We start from the raw sequence: 20,742 nt of genomic DNA on the forward strand, positions 1-20,742 counted from the left end.
CCGAAGGCGACGCGGAGTGCAGCGCAGCGGAACGCAGCGCCCTTGACGCGGACCGCGGAAGCACGACACTGACAAAGAAGCGAGCGGCCCGACGGTCACCTGTCAGCAACGGTCACTGCAACCCCGTACGGTCCTTCACCGAGGGCGACGGCTCGCCGCCGACCTCGGTCGCGGCCACGGCCGTACGGGCGCGCGGGCCCTGGAACAGGTACGTCAGGCCGAAGCCGGCGCCGACGACGACCGCGCCGCCGGCCGCGTCCAGGATCCAGTGGTTGCCGGTGGCGACGATCGCGGAGGCCGTGAACAGGGGGTGCAGCAGGCCCAGCGCCTTCATCCACGCCTTCGGCGCGATGAGCGCGATCACCAGTCCGCACCACAGGGACCAGCCGAAGTGCAGGGACGGCATCGCGGCGTACTGGTTGGTGAGGTGGGTGAGCGTGCCGTAGTCGGGCTGGGAGAAGTCCTGGACACCGTGGACCGTGTCGATGATGCCGAGGCCGGGCATGAGGCGGGGCGGGGCGAGCGGGTAGAGCCAGAAGCCGACCAGGGCGAGGAGGGTGGCGAAGCCCAGGCTCGCGCGGGCCCAGCGGTAGTCGACGGGACGGCGCCAGTAGAGCAGACCGAGCACGGTCAGCGGGACGACGAAGTGGAACGACGTGTAGTAGAAGTCGAAGAACTCCCGCAGCCAGCCGATCTTCACCACGGCGTGGTTGACGGCGTACTCGATGTCCATGTGGAGCAGGCGTTCGAGGTCGAGGATCTGCTGTCCGTGCTCCTCGGCGCGGACGCGGCCCGCCGAGTTGCTGCCCCCGTTCGCGGCCAGGCGGACCTTCGAGTACGCGGCGTAGGTGACGCGGATCAGCAGGAGCTCGAGCAGGAGGTTCGGGCGGATGAGCACCCGGCGCAGGAACGGCAGCAGCGGGACGAACGCGAAGCGGCTCGGGACGGGTGGAGCGTACGGGGTCGGGATCGGCGTGTGGAAGTACGGCGAGCTGCGGGAGAGGAAGGGGACCGCGGTGGCGGCGGCCAGGGCGGCCAGGAGGACGACGTTGTCGCGCAGCGGGTGCAGCAACGCCATGTTCGGCAGCATCATCTTCGCCGGCAGCGTCATCACCAGGACGACGGCGACGGGCCACACCAGGCGGTCGCGGGCGCGTCTGCCGGTCCGGCCGACGGCGGTGAGCAGCACCCACAGCAGTTGGTGCTGCCATGCGGTGGGGGAGACGACGATGGCGGCGCAGCCGGTGACGGCGACCGCGAGCAGTAACTGGCCGTCGTGGACGTGGCGCACCGCGCGGCGCAGGGCGAGGGTCACGACCGCGGCGCCGAGCAGCAGGAAGAGGCCGATCTCCAGCGGGCCCTCGAAACCGAGGCGGAGCAGGGCGCCGTGCAGGGACTGGTTGGCGAGGTCGTCGGCGGGGCCGCCGAGGCCGGTGCCCGCCAGGTGGTGCACCCAGTAGGTGCGGGAGTCGTGCGGCATCGCGGCCCAGGCGAGCGCGGTGGCCGCGGCGAAGGTGATACCCGCGGCGGCGGCGGTCCGGCGGCGGCCGGTGAACCACAGCAGCGGGGCGAAGAGGAGGAGGGTGGGCTGAAGGGCGGCGGCGACGCCGATGAGGACGCCGCCGGCGCGCCGGCCGCGGGCGACGAAGCAGCCCAGCAGGACGAGCAGGACCGGGATGATGCTGGTCTGGCCGAGCCAGAGGGTGTTGCGCACCGGCAGGGACAGCATGAGCAGGCTGACGGCGACGGGCCCGGCGAGGAGCGCGGTGCGGCGGCCGACCGGCTGGGGCAGGGCGCGGGCGGCGATCAGTCCGAGGGCGACGACCAGCAGCAGGGTGCCGAACGTCCAGCCCCAGCCGAGGGCCTGTTCGGCGGGGTGGGTGAGGGGTTTGAGGACGAGCCCGCCGAAGGGGGTGCCGGTGAACCGGGTGGAGTCGTAGAGGGAGCCGCTGACGTGCAGGACGCCCTCGGGGCCCACCCAGGTCTCCAGGGCGGTCAGCCGTTCCCCGCTCGGTGTGGTGAGGACGACGGCGACCTGGCGCGCGGCGAGGACGGCGGCCAGCAGCCACAGGGCCAGGCGCGCGGCGCGCAGCCGTGTCCGGGGGCCGTCGGCCGTTGTCGCCCCGAGAACTTCCACCGGTCGCCCACTGTGCTCCGCGTTCGCCACGCCTCGTCGGCCTCCCGCCCCGTTTCGCCCCGCACGTCCCGTGCGGGGGGATTCGCTCCGCGAGCCCTGTGAGGCTCGCACCGCCCCTGGACAGGGACGCGGGAAACCGCGGCTTCACCTGACGGCCCTCTCACTTTTGTCCGGATGACGATAGTCCGCGAGAGATCGCGTTGCCCGCAGACGGCGCGAGAAGGGTCACAACGAGCCACCGGGCGAGGTGCCTCGGCGCGGGGCTGCGCCCCTGCGCACACCGCATTCATGTGCAATGTGCAGCTATTCGCGTACCGCCCGTAACAGGACCAACACCGCCTATCGTCGTTTTCTTCGGACCGCCCGACAGCGCCGCCGCGCGGACCCGCCCCTGTTCCCGTCGAAAGGTAGGCGAGCGAAGTTTTGACGACTGCCACGGTCGCCGGTCCCCCGTCCACGCGGAAGTCCTCGCCGGAGTCCGGCGCCGCGCACACCTCTGTCCCCACCGTCACCGACCCCGCGCTCGTCCGGCGCGCCGTGAAGGCGGCGGCGCTGGGCAACGCCATGGAGTGGTTCGACTTCGGTGTCTACAGCTACATCGCGGTCACCCTGGGCAAGGTCTTCTTCCCCTCGGGCGATCCCACCGCCCAGCTGCTGTCCACGTTCGGCGCCTTCGCCGCGGCCTTCCTGGTCCGCCCGCTCGGCGGCATGGTCTTCGGCCCGCTCGGCGACCGCGTGGGACGGCAGAAGGTCCTCGCCCTCACGATGATCATGATGGCGGCGGGCACCTTCGCCATCGGCCTCATCCCCTCCTACGCCGCGATCGGCGTGGGCGCCCCGATCCTGTTGCTGGCGGCCCGGCTGGTGCAGGGCTTCTCCACCGGCGGCGAGTACGCCGGCGCGTCCACCTTCATCGCCGAGTACGCCCCCGACAAGCGGCGCGGCTTCCTCGGCAGCTGGCTGGAGTTCGGCACCCTCGCCGGATACATCGGCGGCGCGGGCCTGGTCACCCTGATGACCGCCCTGCTCTCGTCCGAGGACCTGCTGTCCTGGGGTTGGCGGATCCCGTTCCTGATCGCGGGCCCGATGGGCATCATCGGCCTCTATCTGCGGATGCGCCTGGAGGAGACCCCGGCGTTCGCGGCCGAGGTCGCCAAGGCCGAGAGCGAGCGCCCGAAGGTGCCGCTGCGGGAGATGGTGGCCGGCCAGTGGCGTGCGCTGCTGCTGTGCGTGGGCCTGGTGCTGGTCTTCAACGTCACCGACTACATGCTGCTGTCGTACATGCCGAGCTACCTCACCAGCGAGCTGGGCTACGACGCCACGCACGGCCTGGTCGTCGTGCTCGGCGTGATGGTGCTGATGATGATCGTCCAGCCGTTCGCCGGTGCGCTGACCGACCGGGTCGGCCGCCGTCCGGTGATCGCGGCCGGCTGCGCCGGGTTCCTGGTGCTGTCGGTGCCGGCGCTGCTGCTGATCCGCGACGGCGGTCTGCTCGCGGTCGCCGCCGGCATGGGCGCACTCGGCCTGCTGCTGGTCTGCTTCACCGCCGCCATGCCGTCCGCGCTGCCCGCGCTGTTCCCGACCCGGGTGCGCTACGGCTCGCTGTCGATCGGCTTCAACGTCTCGGTCTCCCTGTTCGGCGGCACCACCCCGTTGGTGGTCACGGCCCTGATCGGCGCGACCGGCGACATGATGATGCCCGCCTACTACATGATGGCGGCGGCCGTGATCGGCGGTTTCGCGGTGTGGCGCATGGCCGAGTCGGCGGGCCGCCCGCTGCCGGGGTCGGCGCCGTCGCTGGAGGCCGGGACGGCCGGGACACACCCGGAGAACGCCTGACGGGAGCGGGGGCACGGCGTATCTTCGTCAGCGGCACCAGTCGGACAGGCCGACCAGCCGTACGGAAGGTACAGGTGCATGAGCGAGTCGCAGCTCTGGCACGAGGTGGACGACTACTTCACCGGCCGTCTCCTGCCCGACGCCCCCGACGACGCCCTGGCTGCCGCCCTGCGCGACAGCGACGCCGCCGGCCTCCCGCCGATCGCCGTCTCGCCCCTGCAGGGCAAGCTGCTCCAGCTCCTCGCCCAGCTGCAGGGGGCCAGACACATCCTGGAGATCGGCACGCTCGGCGGCTACAGCACCATCTGGCTGGGCCACGCCCTTCCCGCCGACGGACGGCTGATCTCCCTGGAGTACGACCCCTGGCACGCCGAGGTCGCCGTCCGCAACATCGCCCGCGCGGGACTCGACAAGCAGGTCGAGGTGCGCGTGGGCGCGGCGCTGGAGTCGCTGCCCCGGCTGGCCGACGAGAACCCGCCGCCGTTCGACGTGGTCTTCATCGACGCCGACAAGGTGAACAACTCGCGCTACATGGAGTGGGCGCTCAGGCTGACCAGCACGGGCAGCCTGATCATCCTCGACAACGTGGTGCGCGGCGGCCGGGTGGCCGACCCGGACAACACCGACCCGGACGTGCTGGGCACCCGCGCCGCCCTCGACCTGATCGGCAGCCACCCCCGGCTGAGCGGTACGGCGCTCCAGACGGTCGGCGCCAAGGACCACGACGGCTTCGCGCTGGCCCGGGTGCTGGCCTGAGCCCTGTGCTCCGCACCTCGTGGTCCTGCACCTCGTGGTCCTGCACCTCGTGGTCCTACACCTCGTGGTAGAAGCCCACGTTGACGCTGCGCGGGGCGGTGCGGTCCTGGATGACGACCTCGCCGCTGCCGCCCCGGGGCAGCGCCACGGTGCCGCCGTAGGTGACCGGGTGGGCGTACTCGCCGACGGTCAGCCGCACCTCGGAGGACGGCTCGGGCAGGGAGCCGCGCAGCCAGGTCAGCTGCCAGCTCCCGTCCGGCGCGCACTGGAACTCCAGGTGGACCCGCGAGACGAACAGCCAGTCGTCCGGCGTCGAGAGCCGGCACAGCGACTTGTCCCGGCCCACCCGCAGCACGGTGCCCGGCTCGCTGGGCGCGTCGGCCATCAGCATGCCGGCCGTGGCGCCCGCTTCCGCCGCGGACACCGCGGCCATGGTGAGTTCGAGCACGTGGGCTCCTCCTGAGACGTCCTCGCGGACCGGAGAGGCCCGGCCCGGCTGCCGCCGAATGATAAAACGCCCGGCTCCACGGCGTCCGGCACAATGGCCTCATGACCGAGCGAAAGCCACCCGGCGTCGATTTCGAGAGCTGGGTCGACAGGCAGATCCGGGACGCCGAGGCGCGCGGCGAGTTCGAGCAGCTGGCGGGGGTGGGCAAGCCGCTCCCCCGCGAGGTCGAGACCGCCTACGACGAACTGTGGTGGGTCAGGCGGAAGATGGCCCGTGAGGGCTTCTCGGTGCTGCCGCCGACGCTGGCCCTGCGCAAGGAGGCCGAGGACGCGCTGGAGGCGGCCCTCGCGGCGCCCTCGGAGCGGATCGTGCGGAAGATCCTCACGGAGATCAACGCGAAGATCAGCGACATGATGTTCAAGCCGCCGCCCGGCCCCCCGCTGGGCAAGAAGCCGTACGACGTCGAGGACGTCGTACGGCAGTGGCGGGAGCGCCGGGCGGCAACGGGCGGGGCGGACGGCTCAGGCGTGTAGCAGCCGTTCCGCCAGCTCGCGGTAGTCCCGCAGGGCGAGCCGCAGTTGCTCGGTGTCGGTCGCCGCCTCGGCCTTGTCCTCGCCGACGCCGTCGTCCTGCCAGGACCGCCGCAGGGTGCGGCGCCGCTCGGTCACCGCCTCCGTGAAGCGCTCGGTGAGCTCCTGCAGTGCGCGATCGGCCTCCTGCACGGCGTCCCGCGGCGCGTCGACGAAGCCGGCCACGGCGTGCTGCAACCGCGCCGTGAGCTTGTCGGTGTCGTCGAGCCGGAGGAGACGGGCGGCGGGGGTCCGGTCACCGTCGTGGCGGGCGCCGCCACCGACAGGAGTCCGGTCACCGTCATGATGCGCGCCGCCACCGACAGGAGTCCGGTCACCGTCATGATGCGCGCCGCCACCGACAGGAGCGGTGTCGCCCCGCTGCGGGTGCGCGGCGACCAGCGGGCTGTCGCCGTCGGCGGCCGGGGCGTTGCGGCCGGCTTCCTCACGGGTTCCGGAGACCCGGGTGTCCGGGTCCGTGGTGTCACTCTGGAGGCCGGAGGTGGTGCGGTGCCCCTCGACGGGCGGGACGTCGCCGGGGCGGCGGGTCGCGTCGGTCATCGCTCAGCTCTCCTTCGCCTGGTGCCGGTGGAACAACGACGGCGTGCGGTGGCCGCGGCCGGCGGCCGGGGACGTACGGTCGCCGTCCGCACCGGTGTGGTGGCGTCCGGCCTCGTGCCGGGACGGCCGGGCCAGTTCCTCGAACAGCGCGCGGGCCTCGACGAGGGCCTCGCGCATCTCCTCGGTGCCCGCACCACCGTCGGGCGCGCCGCTCGCGCCGGCCTGCGCCACCCGGTGCACACGCCGGTAGCCCTCGACGTGGTGGGCGTGGTGCACGGACAGTGCGGCGAGCTGGTCCTCGTAGTGCCCGTCGGCGGGGAAGCCCCGCGCGGCGGCGAGTTCGGCGATCAGCCGGTCCGCCTCGGCGACCGCTTCCCGCGGCGCGTCGACGAACCGCTCCTGGACCGCCGTCCAGCGCGCCTCGTACCTCTCCCGCTCGGCGGGCTCCAACGACCGTACGCGCAGGTCGCCGTGGCGCTCCACGCGCTCGGTGAGCTCCCGCTCGGCGGCCTTGGTGTCCCCGTCGTGCCGGGCGACGGCACGGTCGTACTCGGGTCCGAAGCGCCGCTTCAGACCGGTGCCGTGTCGCGGGCCGCGGGCGCGCGACATCAGTACGGCCGCGACGACGGCGACCGCGACAATCACGATCAACGCAATGATCAGACCAGTGGACATGAATGCCTTCCGGGTTCTCGGCCAGGCCGGCGCTCCTCGCGAGCCGGTTCGTCTTCCGGGTTGCCCGAAGGTTCACGCACAAACAGTTCGGGGCCGTCACGGTCCGCCACGGTTTATCCGCTTGCGGGCTCGCCGGGGGGTCCTCCGACAATGGCGGGCATGGCCTGGACCGTAGCCCCGGAACCGTACGACTCCCCCGTCGCCGCCGCGTTGTGGCGGGCGTACTACACGGAGGTCAGCGACCGCTGGTACCTCCTGCACCGGGGGCGGCGGACCGATCCCGAGGAGCTGGAGCGGGAGATCGCCGCCGCGTCGGGGGCCGACCTCGCGCCGCCGGAGGGCCTGCTGCTGGTCGCGCGGTACGCGGGTGAGCCGGCCGGCAGCGCGGGCGTCCGGCTACGGGCCGGTGCGACCGCCGAACTGACCCGGGTGTTCCTGTACGAGGGCGTGCGGGGCAGGGGCGGGGCCGCGCTGCTGGTGCGGGCGGCCGAGGACGCGGCCCGTGCCTCGGGCGCCACCCGGATGGTCCTGGACACGCGCGGGGACCTCGTCGAGGCCCGGGCGCTGTACGCGCGGCTCGGTTACGCGGAGACCGAGCCGCACAACGCCGACCCGTACGCGGAGCACTGGTTCGCCAAGGAGCTGGGCTGAGGGGCGCGCGTCAGCCGGCCCGTGCCACGGGGCGTTCGTCGTGCGGGCGCTCGTCCCGGGAGCCGCACAGCTCGTCGTTGAGTTCGTGCACCAGTTGCACCAGATCGGTCGGGCGGTCCGGCCCCCACCAGTCGCCGAGCAGCTCGGCCAGCGACTCCTCACGGGCCCGCGCCAGCCGCTCCGTCACCTCGCGCCCTTCGCCGGTGAGTTCCATGTCGAGGCCCCGGCGCACGGCGAGGTGCCGGATCTCGGCCTGCCGGGCGGCCTCGAGGACGACGCTCAGCGGGACGGGGCCGCGTTCGGCGAGCAGGGCCGGTTCCACCGAGCCGTACTTCCTGATGCGCAGGAGCAGCCAGCTCGTGGCGGGCAGCAGGTCGTAGTCCGCGCGGTCGGTGATCTTCCGGTAGATCTCGCGGCGTCCCTCGCGGGTACCGAGCACCGACAGCGCGCGGCACACCTCGTCGTGCGAGGACCGCTCCACGGGGTTGCTGGCGAGCGTCTCGGTGACGTCGGGCGCGGTGACCGAGGCGCGCAGCCGGTCCTCCTTCAGGAACCAGGCCAGCGCGAAACCGAGGAGGGCGACGGGTACGGCGTACAGGAAGACGTCGGTGATGGCGGTGGCGTACGCGTCGAGCGCCGGCGGGCGCAGGGCCGGCGGCAGGGCGGCGATGCCGCGCGGGTCGGCCTCCAGGGAGCCGGCGGAGACGCCGGGCGGGAGCCGCTCCCCCCGGAAGGCGTCGGTGAGCTCGTGACCGAGGCGGCTCGCGAAGATCGTGCCGAAGATGGCGACGCCGAACGAGGCGCCGATGGAGCGGAAGAAGGTCGCGCCGGAGGTGGCGACGCCGAGATCCTCGTAGGGGACGGCGTTCTGCACGATCAGCACCAGGACCTGCATCACCAGGCCGAGTCCGAGGCCGAAGACGAAGAAGAAGACGCTCATCACCGCGGTGGAGCTGTGCGCGTCGAGCTGGTGGAGCAGCAGCAGTCCGAGGGTGGTGACGGCGGTGCCCGCGATCGGGAACACCTTCCAGCGGCCGGTGCGGCTGACGATCTGTCCGGAGCCGGTGGAGGACAGCAGCATGCCGGCCACCATCGGCAGCATGTGCACGCCGGACATGGTGGGGGTGATGCCGTGGACCACCTGGAGGAAGGTCGGCAGGTAGGTCATCGCGCCGAACATGGCGAAGCCGATGATGAAGCTGATCACGGCGGAGAGCGTGAAGGTGCGCACCCGGAACAGCTTCAGCGGCAGCACCGGCTCGGCGGCCCTCCGTTCCACCGTCACGAAGGCCGCGGCGAGGAGCACGCCGAGCACCGCGAGTCCGATGATCTGCGGCGAGGCCCACTCCCAGGTGGTGCCGCCGAGGGAGGCGACCAGGACCAGGCAGGTGGCGACGGAGGCGATGAGGAAGGTGCCGAGGTAGTCGATGACGTGCTTGGTCCGTCGGCGCGGGATGTGCATCACCGCAGCGATCACGGCGAGCGCGACGATCCCGACGGGCAGGTTGACGTAGAACACCCAGCGCCAGCTCAGGTGCTGGGTGAACAGTCCGCCGAGCAGCGGCCCGAGGACGCTCGTCGCGCCGAACACCGCCCCGAACAGGCCCTGGTAGCGGCCGCGTTCGCGGGGCGGGACGAGGTCGCCGACGATCGCCATCGACAGCACGATCAGCCCGCCGCCGCCCAGTCCCTGGAGCGCGCGGAACGCGATCAGCTGGGACATGTCCTGGGCCGCGCCGCACAGCGCGGAGCCCACCAGGAAGATCACGATGGCGGTCTGGAAGAGCCTCTTGCGTCCGTACTGGTCGCCGAGCTTGCCCCACAGCGGGGTCGCGGCGGTCGAGGCGAGGAGATACGCGGTGACCACCCAGGACAGGTGCTCCAGGCCGCCCAGTTCGCTGACGATGGTGGGCAGCGCGGTGGCGACGATGGTCTGGTCGAGGGCGGCGAGCAGCAGACCGAGCAGCAGGGCGCCGATCGAGACCAGGACGTTCCCGGACACGTGCTCCCGGTCGTCGGCGTCACGGGCCGGGGGACCGGCGCCGGCGTCACGGGCCGGGGGTCCACCGATGGGTGCCGGCCTCGCGTTGCTCGTCTTCGGCGCCGTACGGTGCGCGTCCCCGGCCATGAAGACCTCCACAGAATCCTGGTTCCACCCTCCATCGTGATCGGTGTGACCTGTTATGGCCTGTTGAATCCCTCCGGAATTCCAGATTCCGGGGGCGCGCGGACGGAGCTGTGAAGAAGATCTGCATAATCTCTGGAGTTCGCGAGGGGAGGGACGAACACGTGGAACAGCCGAACGGAAACCCGTGCCCGGAGTGCGGTGCGCCCAGAAAAAGCGACAACACACCGTCGTGCGCCTGCACCCTGCGTGCGTCCGACGCCCTTCGCGACGCCCGTACGGCGGAGGCCGCCGCCGCGGAGGACTTCGATCCGCTGCGCATACGGCCGTACGTCGAACTGGACGGCGGGGCCGGGCCGACTACGCCGGACGGGGCGGCGGAGGCCGCCGGCACACCGGAGACGCCCGCGACGGAGCCCGGCGCCCCGGGGCCGGCCGAGGAGACCATGACCCTGCGCGCCGTCCCGCCGGAGGCGGCGACCGGCGCGGCGGACCCGACGTCCGTCCTCCCGACGCCGCTGGCACCCGGAACGGCCCGGCCGAACGCCACCGATCTGCACCTGTTCGACACCACGCGGCCCCTCGCGGCCGTCCCCGCCGCACCCGGTCCGGCCGGTACCGACGAGGCGCCGCCGCGCCGCCGCCGGGGGGCGCTGTTCGCGGTCGCCGGGGCCGTGGTCGCCGTGGTGGGGGCGGCGGGGTGGGCGAGCGGAGTGTTCTCCTACGAGACGCCGTCCCGGGACGGCGCGGCGCCGGGGGACGTCAGGGCGAGCGTCCCGGACCCGTCGTCCGCCTCGCCGTCCGCGGAGCCGACGGCCGGCGCGTCCTCCGCCGCGCCGTCGTCGTCCGCCTCGTCGCCGGAGTCCCCGTCGGCGAGCGCGAGCGCGTCGGCCTCGCCGTCACCGTCGGCGTCCGCCACCTCGGCGAGCCCGTCGCAGTCCGCCGAACCGTCCTCGACCCCGACGACCACGGCGCCGGCCGACTCCGCCGAGGACACGGAGGAGGACGGCGACGGCACCGGCCCGGTGCTGCGCCGCGGCGACCGCGGCCCGGAGGTCGTCGAACTCCAGCTCCGCCTGAAGGAGAAGTGGCTCTACAACGACGACGTCAACGGCCAGTTCAACCGCCCCGTGGAGGACGCCCTGCGCAACTACCAGTGGTCTCAGGGTCTCCAGGACGAACTGGGCGTGTACGGCCCCCGGACGCGGGCCCGCCTGGAATCGGAGACCCAGGAGCCTTGACGGGCGGGCGCCGACGCCCCGGGGCGCTCCCCCGCCGCGAACCGTGACGCCTTCCGTGAGGACGCCTTCCGTAAGGACGCCTTCCGTGGAGGTGTCACGGTTCACGGCTCCATGACCCGGCTCCCATGACGCGCCGACAGCGCCCCGCGGGGACCGGGCCCACTCCCCTACTCCGTGATGTGCAGCCGGATCGCGCCGTCGGCCGCGGCCTCCACCCGTACCTGGGTCAGATCCCGTACGACCACGTCCGGGCCGTGGAAGCCGGCCCGGGGGCCGACGCCCACGACCCGCATCCCGGCCGCGCGACCCGCGGCGATGCCCGCGCCGGAGTCCTCGAAGACCACGCAGTCGGCCGGGTCGACGCCCAGTTCCGCCGCGCCCTTCAGGAAGCCCTCGGGGTCGGGCTTGCTCGCGCCGACGGACTCCGCCGTCACCCGCACGTCGGGCCGCTCAAGCCCGGCGGCGGCCATCCGCGCCGTCGACAGGGCGACGTCGGCGGAGGTCACGAGCGCGTGCGGAAGCCCCTTCAGGGAGGCGAGGAACGCGCGGGCGCCCGGTATCTCGACGACGCCCTCGGTGTCCGCGGTCTCCTCGGCGAGCATGCGGGCGTTGTCCGCGTGGTTCTGCTCCATCGGGCGGCCGGGCAGCAGCAGGGCCATCGACGCGTATCCCTGGCGTCCGTGCACGACCTTCATGACCTCGTCGCCGTCGAGCCCGTTCCGGTCGGCCCAGCGCCGCCAGACGCGTTCGACGGAGGCGTCGGAGTTGACGAGGGTGCCGTCCATGTCCAGCAGGAGGGCGCGGGCGGTGAGTACGGCGGTGGCCGTCATCGGCAGCTCCAAGGCGCGGAGGTGAGGGCTTCAGGTGGTGGCCCGGGGAACAGAGTGACCCCGCCCGCCGGTCAGGGGAAACGGGCGGGAGCCACTTTGTTCATCCACGGTACAAAACAAACCCGGCATCCCGCCACCGCCTTCGCCGACCGTTCACCGACACTTCGGCCCGCCGTCGCCGCGAGGGATCCGTGCGGCGGGCGTCACCCGGCGACCGCCTCCCACAGGCTCCACACACCCAGGCCCAGCATCAGCAGCGCCGCGACCTGCGTGATCAGCTTGAGCGGGACCCGCTTCATCAGCGCCTTTCCGCCGACGATGCCCAGTCCGGCCACCGACCACAGCGCGAGCACCGCACCCAGGCCGACGGAGAGCGGGTCGTCGTAGCGGGCGGCGAGGTTGGCCGTCATGATCTGCGTCAGATCACCGAACTCGGCGACCAGGATCAACATGAATCCGGCCCCGGAGACCTTCCAGAAGGACTGGTTCTCCGGCTTGCGGACCTCCTCCTCGTCCTCGTCCTTCTTCATCAGCAGCACCGCCGCGCCGCCCAGGAAGAGCACCCCCGTGAGCGCGTGCACGATCTGCTGCGGCAGCAGCGTGAGCACGCTTCCGGCCGCCACCGCGAGCGCGACGTGGAGTGCGAAGGCGGCGGCGACACCGGCGAAGACGTAGGAGGCGCGGTAGCGGGTGCCGAGGACGAGGCCGGCGAGCGCGGTCTTGTCCGGCAGTTCGGCGAGGAAGACGACGCCGAAGACGACGGCCGTCACGGTCAGGCTGATCAACGGTTCCTCAATCGGTCGGGACTGCCCCACCGAGAGTGCTGCGCGATTTTCCACGGGACACCTCGGCACGGCAGCACACGCGGCACCCGTGCCGTACGGCACGGGCGTGCACTGCTTGCCGAAGGTCTCGCCGGCCGACCCCGCGTCGCGAGGTCCGCCTCCGGGCGCCGGCTCAGGCGGGCTGAGCAGTATGTCGACGGTCCGGCGAAGAGCTACTCCCCTTCTGCGCCGTCCATGATACGCGAGGCCCGCACCGGACCTCGTACGCGGAAGTTTCACAACCGAACCATGGACGTGTCATGAACACGTCATTAGCTTCTTACCGGATCCACCCCCGCCGGTCACACGGCGTGGCGAGCATTCCCCTGCTCGTACGCCAACGGCCCCACCCCACAAGGGAGTTCGCCATGTCGAAGTTCTACGCGCGTCGACAGCTCAGCATAGTCGCGGCGTTCACCGGACTCATAGCCTCCGTCGGCCTGTTCAACGGACCGACCGCCTCCGCCGCCCTCCCCACCCCCGTCAGCGCCTCCACGGCCCGCAGCTACCTCTCCACCCTCACCGTCACCGCCGAGGACCGCACCGGCTACAACCGCGACCTCTTCCCGCACTGGATCACGCAGTCCGGCACCTGCAACACCCGCGAGACCGTCCTCAAGCGCGACGGCTCGGGCGTCGTCACCGACTCCTCCTGCGCCTCGACCAGCGGCAGCTGGTACTCCCCGTACGACGGCGCCACCTGGTCCGCCGCCTCCGACGTCGACATCGACCACCTCGTACCGCTCGCCGAGGCCTGGGACTCCGGCGCCGACTCCTGGACCACCTCGCGCCGCCAGTCCTTCGCCAACGACCTGACGCGCCCGCAGCTCCTCGCCGTCACCGACAACGTCAACCAGTCCAAGGGCGACCAGGACCCGGCCACCTGGATGCCGTCGCGCACGGCCTACCGCTGCACCTACGTCCGCGCCTGGGTCCAGGTGAAGTACTACTACGGCCTGTCGGTCGACCCGTCCGAGAAGTCCGCCCTGCAGAACCACCTCGCGAGCTGCTGAGGAATCACCGACCGAATTGCCGGGTACTCGAATCTCCCCGGCGGCCTCCGTCGCTGCGTACCGTACGGGGCGACGGAGGAAGGGGTCACCATGGCCGGACTGCGGCTCGGACCACTGCTGAGGTACATCGACGGCTCGTCCGCGACCATCTGGGTCGAGACCGGCCGTCCGGGCACCGTGGAGGTGCGCTGCGCGGACGGGACCGGCGGGACGGCCGGCACCTTCCGGATCGCGGGGCACCATTACGCCCTCGTCCACGTCACCGGTCTCACACCGGGGACGGCCACCCCGTACGAGGTCTTCCTGGACGACACCCGGGTGTGGCCGCCGGCCGAGGACCCCTTCCCGTCGTTCCCGCCGTCCGTCATCCCCACCCCGGCCCCGGACGGCCGTACGCGCGTCGCGTTCGGCTCCTGCCGCTGGTCCTCGCCGCCCACCGGGGAACCCGACCCGGTCGGCCCGGACGCCCTGGACGCCCTGGCGCAACGCATCGCCGCCGACCCGGACGGCGAACGGCCCGACGTCCTGCTGCTCCTCGGTGATCAGGTGTACGCCGACGAGACCTCCGACGCCACGCGCGAGTGGCTCGCCGCCCGCCGTGACCTGGACGAGCCCCCGGGCAGCCAGGTGGCGGACTACGAGGAGTACACCCACCTCTACTACGAGTCCTGGCTCGACCCGCAGGTGCGCTGGCTGCTGTCCACCGTGCCCACCTGCATGATCTTCGACGACCACGACGTGATCGACGACTGGAACACCTCCGCCTCCTGGGTCGCCGACATGCGTGACACGTCGTGGTGGCGGGAGCGGATCCTCAGCGGCCTGATGTCGTACTGGGTGTACCAGCACCTGGGCAACCTCTCCCCCGCCGAGGTCGAGGCCGACCCGCTGTACGCGGCCGTCCGGGCGGCCGACGACGGCACCGAGGCGCTGCGCGCCTTCGCCTCCCGGGCCGAGGCCGACGCGGCCACCGTGCGCTGGAGCTACCGGCGCGACTTCGGCCGGGTGCGCCTGCTGATGGTGGACAGCCGCGCGGCCCGCGTCCTGGAGGAGGGCCGGCGCTCCATGCTCGACCGGGCCGAGGCCGACTGGCTGCGCGAACAGGCCCTCGACGAACGCGGCTCCTACGACCACCTGCTCATCGGTACGTCCCTGCCCTGGCTGCTGCCCCACCTGGTGCACGACGTCGAGGCGTGGAGTTCCGCGCTGTGCCGGGGCGACAAGGGCACCCGCTGGGCGCGGCTCGCGGAGAAGCTGCGGCGCGCGGCGGATCTGGAGCACTGGCCGGCCTTCCCGGAGTCGTTCGGCGAGCTGGCGGAGCTGATCGCCGAGGCCGGTACGGGTCCGGAGGCGCCGGCGACGGTGTGCGTGCTCTCCGGGGACGTGCATCACGCCTATGTCGCCGAGCCGAGCTGGCCGGACGGAACCAGGGGGCCGGACTCCCGGGTGGTGCAGCTGACCTGCTCGCCCGTCCACAACTCCATTCCGCTCTCCATCAGGCTCGGGTTCCGCTTCGGCTGGGGCGGTACCGCCCGGCTCCTCGGCCGCGTGTTCGCGTGGCACGGCCGTCTCCGCCCGCCGCCGGTCACCTGGCGCAAGACGGGCGGGCCCTGGTTCGGCAACCAGCTCATGACGCTGACGGCACAGGGGCGTTCGGCGGTGCTGCGGCTGGAGCACGCGCAGTCGGAGGAGTCCGGGACACGGCTCAGGAGCGTGACGGAGACCCGGCTGAGCCGGTGAACCTGTGAGTCTGCTGTGCACCGTGGTGCGAATTCGGTCACGTCGTGGGTCATGACGGCGGGGTGTACACCGTATTGACCGGCGGGAGCGGGCGCCGGAACAGCCGGGCGGGGGCAAACCCGTGGCCAAATGTTGAACTTGCAAGTATGAGTTAGGGACACCTAACGTGGGTGGTCGACTCGGTTCCGTCCCCCGGACCGGCCCCGCCGGGGCCGGCTTGACCGAAGGAGACCCCCCACATGACCGAACGCCTCAACAACGCCCAGCCATATGCCCTGGGCATGTTCCGCATCGTCGTCGGACTGCTCTTCGCCTGCCACGGCGCCGTTTCCCTGCTCGGCCTGCTCGGCGGCGCGGACGGCAACGGCGGCACCGTCGAGACCGGCGCCTGGCCGGGCTGGTACGCGGCCCTGATCGAACTCGTCGGCGGCACCCTGGTCCTGCTCGGCCTCGGCACCCGCGCCGCCGCGTTCGTCTCGTCCGGCGCGATGGCCTACGCGTACTTCAAGGTCCACCAGCCCCAGGCCCTGTGGCCGATAGAGAACAACGGCGAGGGCGCGGCCATGTACTGCTGGGCCATGTTCCTGCTGGTGTTCACCGGCTCCGGAGCCTTCGGCCTGGACCGCCTGTTCACCAGGCGCTCGTCGGCGGACGGCGAACGGCGGGCGGAACGGACCCCGGTGACGGCCTGACCCGTCCTCCCCACCGGGCCGCACGGGCGTCCTCCCCTGCACGACGCACGGGCGTCCCCCCCTGCACGACGCACGGGTGCCCTCCCCGCACCACGCGCAAGGGTGCCCTCCCCGCACGATGGGGAGGGCACCCTTCCCCTTTGCTCAGGGAAAGGGAAAGAGAACACCGGGCAGCGCGCGCACGAACCTCCCGTGACCTTTCTGTCACTCACCGGGCGTACGCTGTACCGCTGTCATCGGCCACTCCTGCCACCCCTGCCGCTCCCCCGCGTCAGCGCGGCACGGCGCGGCCCGCGGGGGAGCCACGGGGAGTTCGGGTGGAGAGTCTGGGGTCGCTGGTCGGCAGCCCATGGATCTATGCGGTGGTGGCCCTCTCGGTCCTGCTCGACGTGTTCCTCCCGGTCCTGCCCAGCGGGGTCCTGGTGATCACCGCGGCCACGGCGGCGGCCGCCGGCACGGCGACCGACGTACCCGACATCCTGGTGCTGACACTGTGCGCCGCCACCGCCTCCGTCCTGGGTGACCTGGTGGCCTACCGCCTCGCCTGGCGCGGCGGCGCCCGTCTGGACCGGGCGATCGCCCGTTCGCGGCGGCTCAAGAGCGCGCAGGAACGTCTCGGCTCGGCGCTCGTCCGGGGCGGCGGCGCCCTGGTCGTCCTCGCCCGCTTCGCCCCGGCCGGGCGCTCGGTGGTCTCCCTCGGCGCCGGTGCCGCACGCCACCGCGCCCGCGACTTCCTCCCCTGGTCCGCCCTGGCGGGGCTGTCCTGGGCCGCGTACAGCGTGGCCCTCGGCTACTTCGGCGCCCACTGGCTGGGCGCGACCTGGCTGGCCACGGCGGTGTCGGTGGGCGCGCTGTTCGCGGCGGGGGCGGGGGCGGGATACCTGATGCGCCGGCGGCCGCGGCCTTCGGAGACTTCGTAGCGCCTCCGGGCCGAACTGCGGGCAATCGGCGCGCCTCCCCCCGTGCCTCAAGGGCCTGGGAGGTACCCCCAGGGCGACACGGACGGGCGATGCGGGTCCCTCCCGCTCACGGGGTCCCTCCCGCTCACGGGGTCCCTCCCGCTCGAGCGAAGCCGAGAGTGGGGGGAAGCCGAGAGTGGGGGAGGCATCCCGCAAACGCCGGGCTGCGCAACACCCCGCCCAGCTCCCACACCGGCTCCGGCTTCCGGACTCCGGACTCCGGCTCCGGCTCCGGCTCCGGCTCCGGCTCCGGCTCCAGGTGGGCCTATCCCGCCGCCCGCCCCGCCGCCCGCCGCGCCGCGCCTCCGCGCACCTCCAGTCCGTCCAGCAACTCGGCCGTCGCCTCGGCGATCGCCTCCACCGCCCGGTCGAACACCTCGCGGTTGTGGGCGGCCGGCGCGCGGAAGCCGGACACCTTCCTCACGTACTGCAGGGCGGCGGCCCGGATCTCCTCTTCCGTGGCCTCCTCGGGCTGCACGGGCGGACGCAGGGTCTTGATACTCCGGCACATGCCCCCCAGTCTGACGCGCCCCCTCGGCAACTCGCCACCCAAAATCGAACAGGCGTATCATTGGGGCGTGGCTGCGACCTATGACTTTCCGAGTGACCTCCTCGCCGGTCAGGAGGAACTGCACCAGGTCCGGGCCGAGTTGTCGGCCCTGCTGAAGCGGCTTCCCTGGTCGGTCGAACCCCTCGACGGGTTCAGCGACGACAACGGCTGGCGCAAGATCGAGCGCCCCGCCTCACCCGGCTGGACCGCCGACGAACAGGCCGAGGTGGAGAAGCTCCGGCAGCGGGAGCACGAGCTCGCGGTGTTCGTCAGCACCCACCGCCACTGGGCCGAACTCACCGGCGCCGACCGCATGCACGCCCGTTCCCGGCTGAAACACACCCACGAGGACGCGGAAGAGTCCGCGTAGGGCCGCAAGGACGAGGGCGGCGGGACGAGGGGACACGGAGGCACAACGACAGGGGCCCCCGGAGCAACTCCGGAGGCCCTGTGTCCCGGTGGGCGCGGACGGTTTCGAACCGCCGACATCCTGCTTGTAAGGCAGGCGCTCTACCCCTGAGCTACGCACCCGGGACCCGGGCCCGTGCGCCCAGGTCGAGTCGACAGCCTACATGGCCCAGGGCACGGTCCGGCAAACCCGTTCGCACCCCCCGCCGGGGATCACCTGCCGGGGACACCGGGGGATATCCCCACCTCGGATCCGCCAGCCGCCCGGATCCCCCGGCGGGTCCCCGGTCCGTACGGTCGAAGAGCGCTCGGACACCGCCGGAGAGCGCCACCGTCCGCCCAGGGGGAGACCGTCATGACCCGTACCACCCGTACCGCCCGGACCGTCGGCTCCGCCTCCGGCGCCCGTGCCGCGTGGACACGCACCCTCGCCCTCGCCGGGGCCGCCGTGGTGATCGTCGCGGGCATGAGCGCCTGCGGTGCGTCGGCCGCCGACGACGACGAGCCCGACCGCCGGTCCTTCGACCTGCCCGGCAGGACCCTCACCATCGACTCCGACGAATCCGCCCTCGAGCTCGTCGCCTCGGACGAGAACGCCCCCGGCAAGGTCGAGGTCACCCGATGGTTCCAGGGCAGCGTCGCCATCGGCTCGGACCCGAAGGTCACCTGGTCCATGGACGGCGACCGGCTGGTGCTGCGGGAGAAGTGCTCCGGGGTCGTCGCCAACTGCTCCACCAGGCACCGCGTCGAGGTGCCCCGCGGAGTCTCCGTCAAGGTCGAGGAGGAGGACGGCAGCGTGCGGGCGCGGGGCTTCCGCGACGCGCTGAGCATCCGCACGACGGACGGTTCGGTTCATGTCACGGACTCCACCGGGCCGCTGGAGCTTCGCACCGGTGACGGGTCCGTGCGCGCGGAGGTCTCCTCCCGTACGGTGCGCACCCACAGCGGTGACGGCTCGGTCCGCCTCGAACTGGCCGCCGTACCCGACCTGGTGGACTCCCGCAGCGGCGACGGCTCCCTGACGATCGACCTGCCGCGGGCCTCCTACCGCGTGGACACCGAGACCGGTGACGGCGCCGAGGACGTGTCCGTGCCCCGTGACGACTCCAGCTCCCATGTGGTGACCGCGCGCACCGGCGACGGCAAACTCACCGTCCGCACGGCGAACTGACCGACCCGTGTCTTCGTCCTCTACCGGTGGGAGAATGACATCGGGCAGGGCGAACGACAGTACGGGAGAGGGATGTGACGGCGACACCAGCGCAGCCGCACTCGCCGTCGGAGCCACGCGTGCCTCGCATGCGTCGTGCCGTACCTCCTCTTCCTCCTCTTCCTCCTCTTCCTCCTCGGCCGGGTGTCCGCCGGGCCCCCGGCGGCCTGCGGGACGTGCTCGCCCTCGTGGGGCTGCCGCTGGTCGCGGCACTGGTGCTGCCCGCCGCGTTCGCCGGGGGCGGGACGCGGCGCTGGTTCGGTGGGCGGGCCGAGAACCAGAGGGCCGAGGCGCAGGCCGCCAAGGACGCGGCGGCGGCCGCCTTCTACGAACTCGACACCGCCCAGCGCGACCTGCGGATCTCCATCGAGACGATCACCGCTGTCGACGCCTCGCCCGCCGCCCGCCGCGCCGTCGCCGACTTCGAGGCGCTCGGCCGGCGCATCGACGAGGCCAGCCACCAGTACATCAGCGCCGTCGACGCCCATGACCTGGACCGCGACGACTTGGAGGCCTCGGCCGCCTCCCAGGCCCGCGACCGGCTGACCGCTGCCAAGGACGAGCTCGGCCGGGTCAAGCAGGAGCTGGACCGGTTCACCGACGGGCTCGGCTCCCTCCTCGGCAAGGCCGAGACCCAGCTCGCCCGGCTCGCGCCCTCCGTCGAACGCGCCCGGCAGACGCTGCTCGCCGCCTCGAACGCCCTCGACACCGCACGCGGAACGGGCCTGAAGGCCGACGACCTCGCCGCCCGGCTCGCCGCGCTCTCCCCGGAACTGACCAAGCTGAACCAGGGCGCGGGGCAACACGGCGTGCCGGGGACCCTGGAGCGGGCCGAACGGATCACTCGCGAGGCCGAGGCGGTCCGCGTCGAAGCCGAACGGCTGCCGGAACGGGCCGCCGAGATCGACCACCGGCTGGTCTCCCTGCGCACCCGCGCCCAGGCCCTCACCACCCGCTCCGAACAAGTCGAACCGGTCCTCAGCGAACTGCGCCGGCGCTTCACCGCCGCCTGCTGGCAGGACCTGCAGCACGTCCCCGACGTCGCTTCGGAGAACGTGGGCCAGGCGGAAGCGAGACTCGCCGAGGCCCGGGCGGCCCGCGAGGAGCAGCGCTGGGCGGATGCCACCGCCCTGCTGTCGACGGCGCGGGCGCTGCTGAACACGACCGACGAGGCGGTGTCGGCCGCCGGTGACCGGTTGCGGCGGCTGAACGCGGTGCAGAAGGACCCCGGGCAGGAGATCGAACGCACCCGCTTCGCCATCCGGGACGCCCAGCGTCTGGCCATGGCCGGCCGCAACACCCCCGACCCGCGCCACGCCCGCCCTCTGGACGACGCCGTGGCCCGTCTGGAGCGAGCCGTCGCCGGACTGGAGGGCCGCCATCCCGACTACTGGCACTTCCTGACGGAGACGGAGGAGGTACGGGCGACGGTGAGCCGTGTGGTGGCCCAGATCCGGGAGGAACGCGGCAGCGCCGCCCACTGACCGTCACGGGACCGGCCGAGCCGGTTAACC

20 protein-coding genes and 1 tRNA gene are annotated in these 20,742 nt (G+C 72.6%); 12 read left to right on the forward strand and 9 right to left on the reverse strand.

Features of this window, described 5'->3' with window-relative positions; genetic code table 11:
• Positions 1 to 112: 112 nt before the first annotated feature.
• Positions 113 to 2,167 (reverse strand): bifunctional glycosyltransferase 87/phosphatase PAP2 family protein, encoded by a 2,055-nt coding sequence (locus tag ACFXAE_RS31735; protein ID WP_384721617.1) that lies wholly within the window; start codon positions 2,165 to 2,167, stop codon positions 113 to 115.
• Positions 2,168 to 2,560: 393 nt separating this feature from the next.
• On the opposite strand from ACFXAE_RS31735, the gene proP reads away from it, so the two are divergent.
• Both proP and ACFXAE_RS31745 read left to right on the forward strand, forming a co-directional pair.
• Positions 2,561 to 3,976, forward strand: a complete 1,416-nt coding sequence (proP, locus tag ACFXAE_RS31740) for a glycine betaine/L-proline transporter ProP (RefSeq protein ID WP_384721620.1) — start codon at positions 2,561 to 2,563, stop codon at positions 3,974 to 3,976.
• A 78-nt stretch (positions 3,977 to 4,054) separates the two neighbouring features.
• The gene (locus ACFXAE_RS31745; protein WP_384721623.1) at positions 4,055 to 4,732 is read left to right on the forward strand and encodes an O-methyltransferase; all 678 of its coding nucleotides are present in this window, start codon (positions 4,055 to 4,057) and stop codon (positions 4,730 to 4,732) included.
• Positions 4,733 to 4,787: 55 nt separating this feature from the next.
• Here the strand turns inward: ACFXAE_RS31745 and ACFXAE_RS31750 are convergent, their stop codons facing one another.
• A complete protein-coding gene (locus ACFXAE_RS31750; protein WP_384721626.1) occupies positions 4,788 to 5,180 on the reverse strand; it encodes a hypothetical protein in 393 nt (130 codons plus the stop codon).
• Between the two features lie 101 nt (positions 5,181 to 5,281).
• On the opposite strand from ACFXAE_RS31750, the gene ACFXAE_RS31755 reads away from it, so the two are divergent.
• The gene (locus ACFXAE_RS31755) at positions 5,282 to 5,713 is read left to right on the forward strand and encodes a DUF1992 domain-containing protein (protein WP_384721629.1); all 432 of its coding nucleotides are present in this window, start codon (positions 5,282 to 5,284) and stop codon (positions 5,711 to 5,713) included.
• Here the strand turns inward: ACFXAE_RS31755 and ACFXAE_RS31760 are convergent.
• Complete coding sequence (locus ACFXAE_RS31760; protein ID WP_384721632.1) at positions 5,702 to 6,310, reverse strand: hypothetical protein; 609 nt, start codon at positions 6,308 to 6,310, stop codon at positions 5,702 to 5,704. The genes ACFXAE_RS31755 and ACFXAE_RS31760 overlap by 12 nt on opposite strands.
• Positions 6,311 to 6,313: 3 nt before the next feature.
• A complete protein-coding gene (locus ACFXAE_RS31765; protein WP_384721635.1) occupies positions 6,314 to 6,985 on the reverse strand; it encodes a hypothetical protein in 672 nt (223 codons plus the stop codon).
• A gap of 159 nt (positions 6,986 to 7,144) precedes the next feature.
• Between ACFXAE_RS31765 and ACFXAE_RS31770 the strand changes: the two genes are divergently transcribed.
• The gene (locus ACFXAE_RS31770) at positions 7,145 to 7,636 is read left to right on the forward strand and encodes a GNAT family N-acetyltransferase (RefSeq protein WP_384721638.1); all 492 of its coding nucleotides are present in this window, start codon (positions 7,145 to 7,147) and stop codon (positions 7,634 to 7,636) included.
• Between the two features lie 10 nt (positions 7,637 to 7,646).
• Here the strand turns inward: ACFXAE_RS31770 and ACFXAE_RS31775 are convergent, their stop codons facing one another.
• On the reverse strand, positions 7,647 to 9,764 hold the full coding sequence (locus tag ACFXAE_RS31775; protein WP_384721641.1) for an MDR family MFS transporter: 2,118 nt from the start codon (positions 9,762 to 9,764) through the stop codon (positions 7,647 to 7,649).
• Positions 9,765 to 9,925: 161 nt separating this feature from the next.
• Here ACFXAE_RS31775 and ACFXAE_RS31780 point away from each other — a divergent pair, with 161 nt between their 5' ends.
• Positions 9,926 to 11,002: a peptidoglycan-binding protein gene (locus ACFXAE_RS31780; RefSeq protein WP_384721644.1), complete on the forward strand. Its 1,077-nt coding sequence runs from the start codon at positions 9,926 to 9,928 to the stop codon at positions 11,000 to 11,002.
• Between the two features lie 167 nt (positions 11,003 to 11,169).
• Here the strand turns inward: ACFXAE_RS31780 and ACFXAE_RS31785 are convergent, their stop codons facing one another.
• Both ACFXAE_RS31785 and ACFXAE_RS31790 read right to left on the reverse strand, forming a co-directional pair.
• Entirely contained in the window at positions 11,170 to 11,832 is a 663-nt protein-coding gene (locus tag ACFXAE_RS31785) for an HAD-IA family hydrolase (protein ID WP_384721647.1), read from the reverse strand.
• A 203-nt stretch (positions 11,833 to 12,035) separates the two neighbouring features.
• On the reverse strand, positions 12,036 to 12,617 hold the full coding sequence (locus ACFXAE_RS31790) for a TMEM165/GDT1 family protein (RefSeq protein ID WP_384721650.1): 582 nt from the start codon (positions 12,615 to 12,617) through the stop codon (positions 12,036 to 12,038).
• A gap of 407 nt (positions 12,618 to 13,024) precedes the next feature.
• Here ACFXAE_RS31790 and ACFXAE_RS31795 point away from each other — a divergent pair, with 407 nt between their 5' ends.
• From ACFXAE_RS31795 to ACFXAE_RS31810, 4 genes are all read left to right on the forward strand, one after another.
• Positions 13,025 to 13,669 (forward strand): HNH endonuclease family protein, encoded by a 645-nt coding sequence (locus tag ACFXAE_RS31795; RefSeq protein WP_384721653.1) that lies wholly within the window; start codon positions 13,025 to 13,027, stop codon positions 13,667 to 13,669.
• A 90-nt stretch (positions 13,670 to 13,759) separates the two neighbouring features.
• Positions 13,760 to 15,409 (forward strand): alkaline phosphatase D family protein, encoded by a 1,650-nt coding sequence (locus tag ACFXAE_RS31800; RefSeq protein ID WP_384721656.1) that lies wholly within the window; start codon positions 13,760 to 13,762, stop codon positions 15,407 to 15,409.
• 239 nt (positions 15,410 to 15,648) lie between these two features.
• A complete protein-coding gene (locus tag ACFXAE_RS31805; protein ID WP_384721659.1) occupies positions 15,649 to 16,101 on the forward strand; it encodes a DoxX family protein in 453 nt (150 codons plus the stop codon).
• A 317-nt stretch (positions 16,102 to 16,418) separates the two neighbouring features.
• Positions 16,419 to 17,021 (forward strand): DedA family protein, encoded by a 603-nt coding sequence (locus tag ACFXAE_RS31810; protein WP_384721662.1) that lies wholly within the window; start codon positions 16,419 to 16,421, stop codon positions 17,019 to 17,021.
• 304 nt (positions 17,022 to 17,325) lie between these two features.
• Here ACFXAE_RS31810 and ACFXAE_RS31815 read toward each other — a convergent pair whose 3' ends face one another.
• On the reverse strand, positions 17,326 to 17,571 hold the full coding sequence (locus tag ACFXAE_RS31815) for a DUF2277 domain-containing protein (RefSeq protein WP_384721665.1): 246 nt from the start codon (positions 17,569 to 17,571) through the stop codon (positions 17,326 to 17,328).
• A 67-nt stretch (positions 17,572 to 17,638) separates the two neighbouring features.
• Between ACFXAE_RS31815 and ACFXAE_RS31820 the strand changes: the two genes are divergently transcribed.
• Complete coding sequence (locus ACFXAE_RS31820) at positions 17,639 to 17,980, forward strand: hypothetical protein (protein WP_384721668.1); 342 nt, start codon at positions 17,639 to 17,641, stop codon at positions 17,978 to 17,980.
• Positions 17,981 to 18,069: 89 nt separating this feature from the next.
• On the opposite strand, the gene ACFXAE_RS31825 is transcribed toward ACFXAE_RS31820, so the two are convergent.
• A tRNA-Val gene (locus ACFXAE_RS31825) sits at positions 18,070 to 18,141 on the reverse strand.
• A 232-nt stretch (positions 18,142 to 18,373) separates the two neighbouring features.
• Between ACFXAE_RS31825 and ACFXAE_RS31830 the strand changes: the two genes are divergently transcribed.
• Both ACFXAE_RS31830 and ACFXAE_RS31835 read left to right on the forward strand, forming a co-directional pair.
• Complete coding sequence (locus ACFXAE_RS31830; RefSeq protein WP_384721671.1) at positions 18,374 to 19,189, forward strand: hypothetical protein; 816 nt, start codon at positions 18,374 to 18,376, stop codon at positions 19,187 to 19,189.
• Between the two features lie 74 nt (positions 19,190 to 19,263).
• Positions 19,264 to 20,712, forward strand: a complete 1,449-nt coding sequence (locus ACFXAE_RS31835) for a hypothetical protein (protein WP_384721674.1) — start codon at positions 19,264 to 19,266, stop codon at positions 20,710 to 20,712.
• The last annotated feature ends 30 nt before the right edge of the window (positions 20,713 to 20,742 follow it).

It is taken from the genome of Streptomyces sp. NPDC059454 (genome assembly GCF_042749965.1).
GTDB lineage: Bacteria > Actinomycetota > Actinomycetes > Streptomycetales > Streptomycetaceae > Streptomyces.

Coding starts and splice junctions, on each gene's coding strand:
- ACFXAE_RS31755 (WP_384721629.1), top strand. CDS start 5,282: ATGACCGAGCGAAAGCCACCCGGCGTCGATTTCGAGAGCTGGGTCGAC.
- ACFXAE_RS31745 (WP_384721623.1), top strand. CDS start 4,055: ATGAGCGAGTCGCAGCTCTGGCACGAGGTGGACGACTACTTCACCGGC.
- ACFXAE_RS31775 (WP_384721641.1), bottom strand. CDS start 9,764: ATGGCCGGGGACGCGCACCGTACGGCGCCGAAGACGAGCAACGCGAGG.
- ACFXAE_RS31805 (WP_384721659.1), top strand. CDS start 15,649: ATGACCGAACGCCTCAACAACGCCCAGCCATATGCCCTGGGCATGTTC.
- ACFXAE_RS31765 (WP_384721635.1), bottom strand. CDS start 6,985: ATGTCCACTGGTCTGATCATTGCGTTGATCGTGATTGTCGCGGTCGCC.
- ACFXAE_RS31785 (WP_384721647.1), bottom strand. CDS start 11,832: ATGACGGCCACCGCCGTACTCACCGCCCGCGCCCTCCTGCTGGACATG.
- ACFXAE_RS31770 (WP_384721638.1), top strand. CDS start 7,145: ATGGCCTGGACCGTAGCCCCGGAACCGTACGACTCCCCCGTCGCCGCC.
- ACFXAE_RS31830 (WP_384721671.1), top strand. CDS start 18,374: ATGACCCGTACCACCCGTACCGCCCGGACCGTCGGCTCCGCCTCCGGC.
- ACFXAE_RS31800 (WP_384721656.1), top strand. CDS start 13,760: ATGGCCGGACTGCGGCTCGGACCACTGCTGAGGTACATCGACGGCTCG.
- ACFXAE_RS31795 (WP_384721653.1), top strand. CDS start 13,025: ATGTCGAAGTTCTACGCGCGTCGACAGCTCAGCATAGTCGCGGCGTTC.
- ACFXAE_RS31815 (WP_384721665.1), bottom strand. CDS start 17,571: ATGTGCCGGAGTATCAAGACCCTGCGTCCGCCCGTGCAGCCCGAGGAG.
- ACFXAE_RS31760 (WP_384721632.1), bottom strand. CDS start 6,310: ATGACCGACGCGACCCGCCGCCCCGGCGACGTCCCGCCCGTCGAGGGG.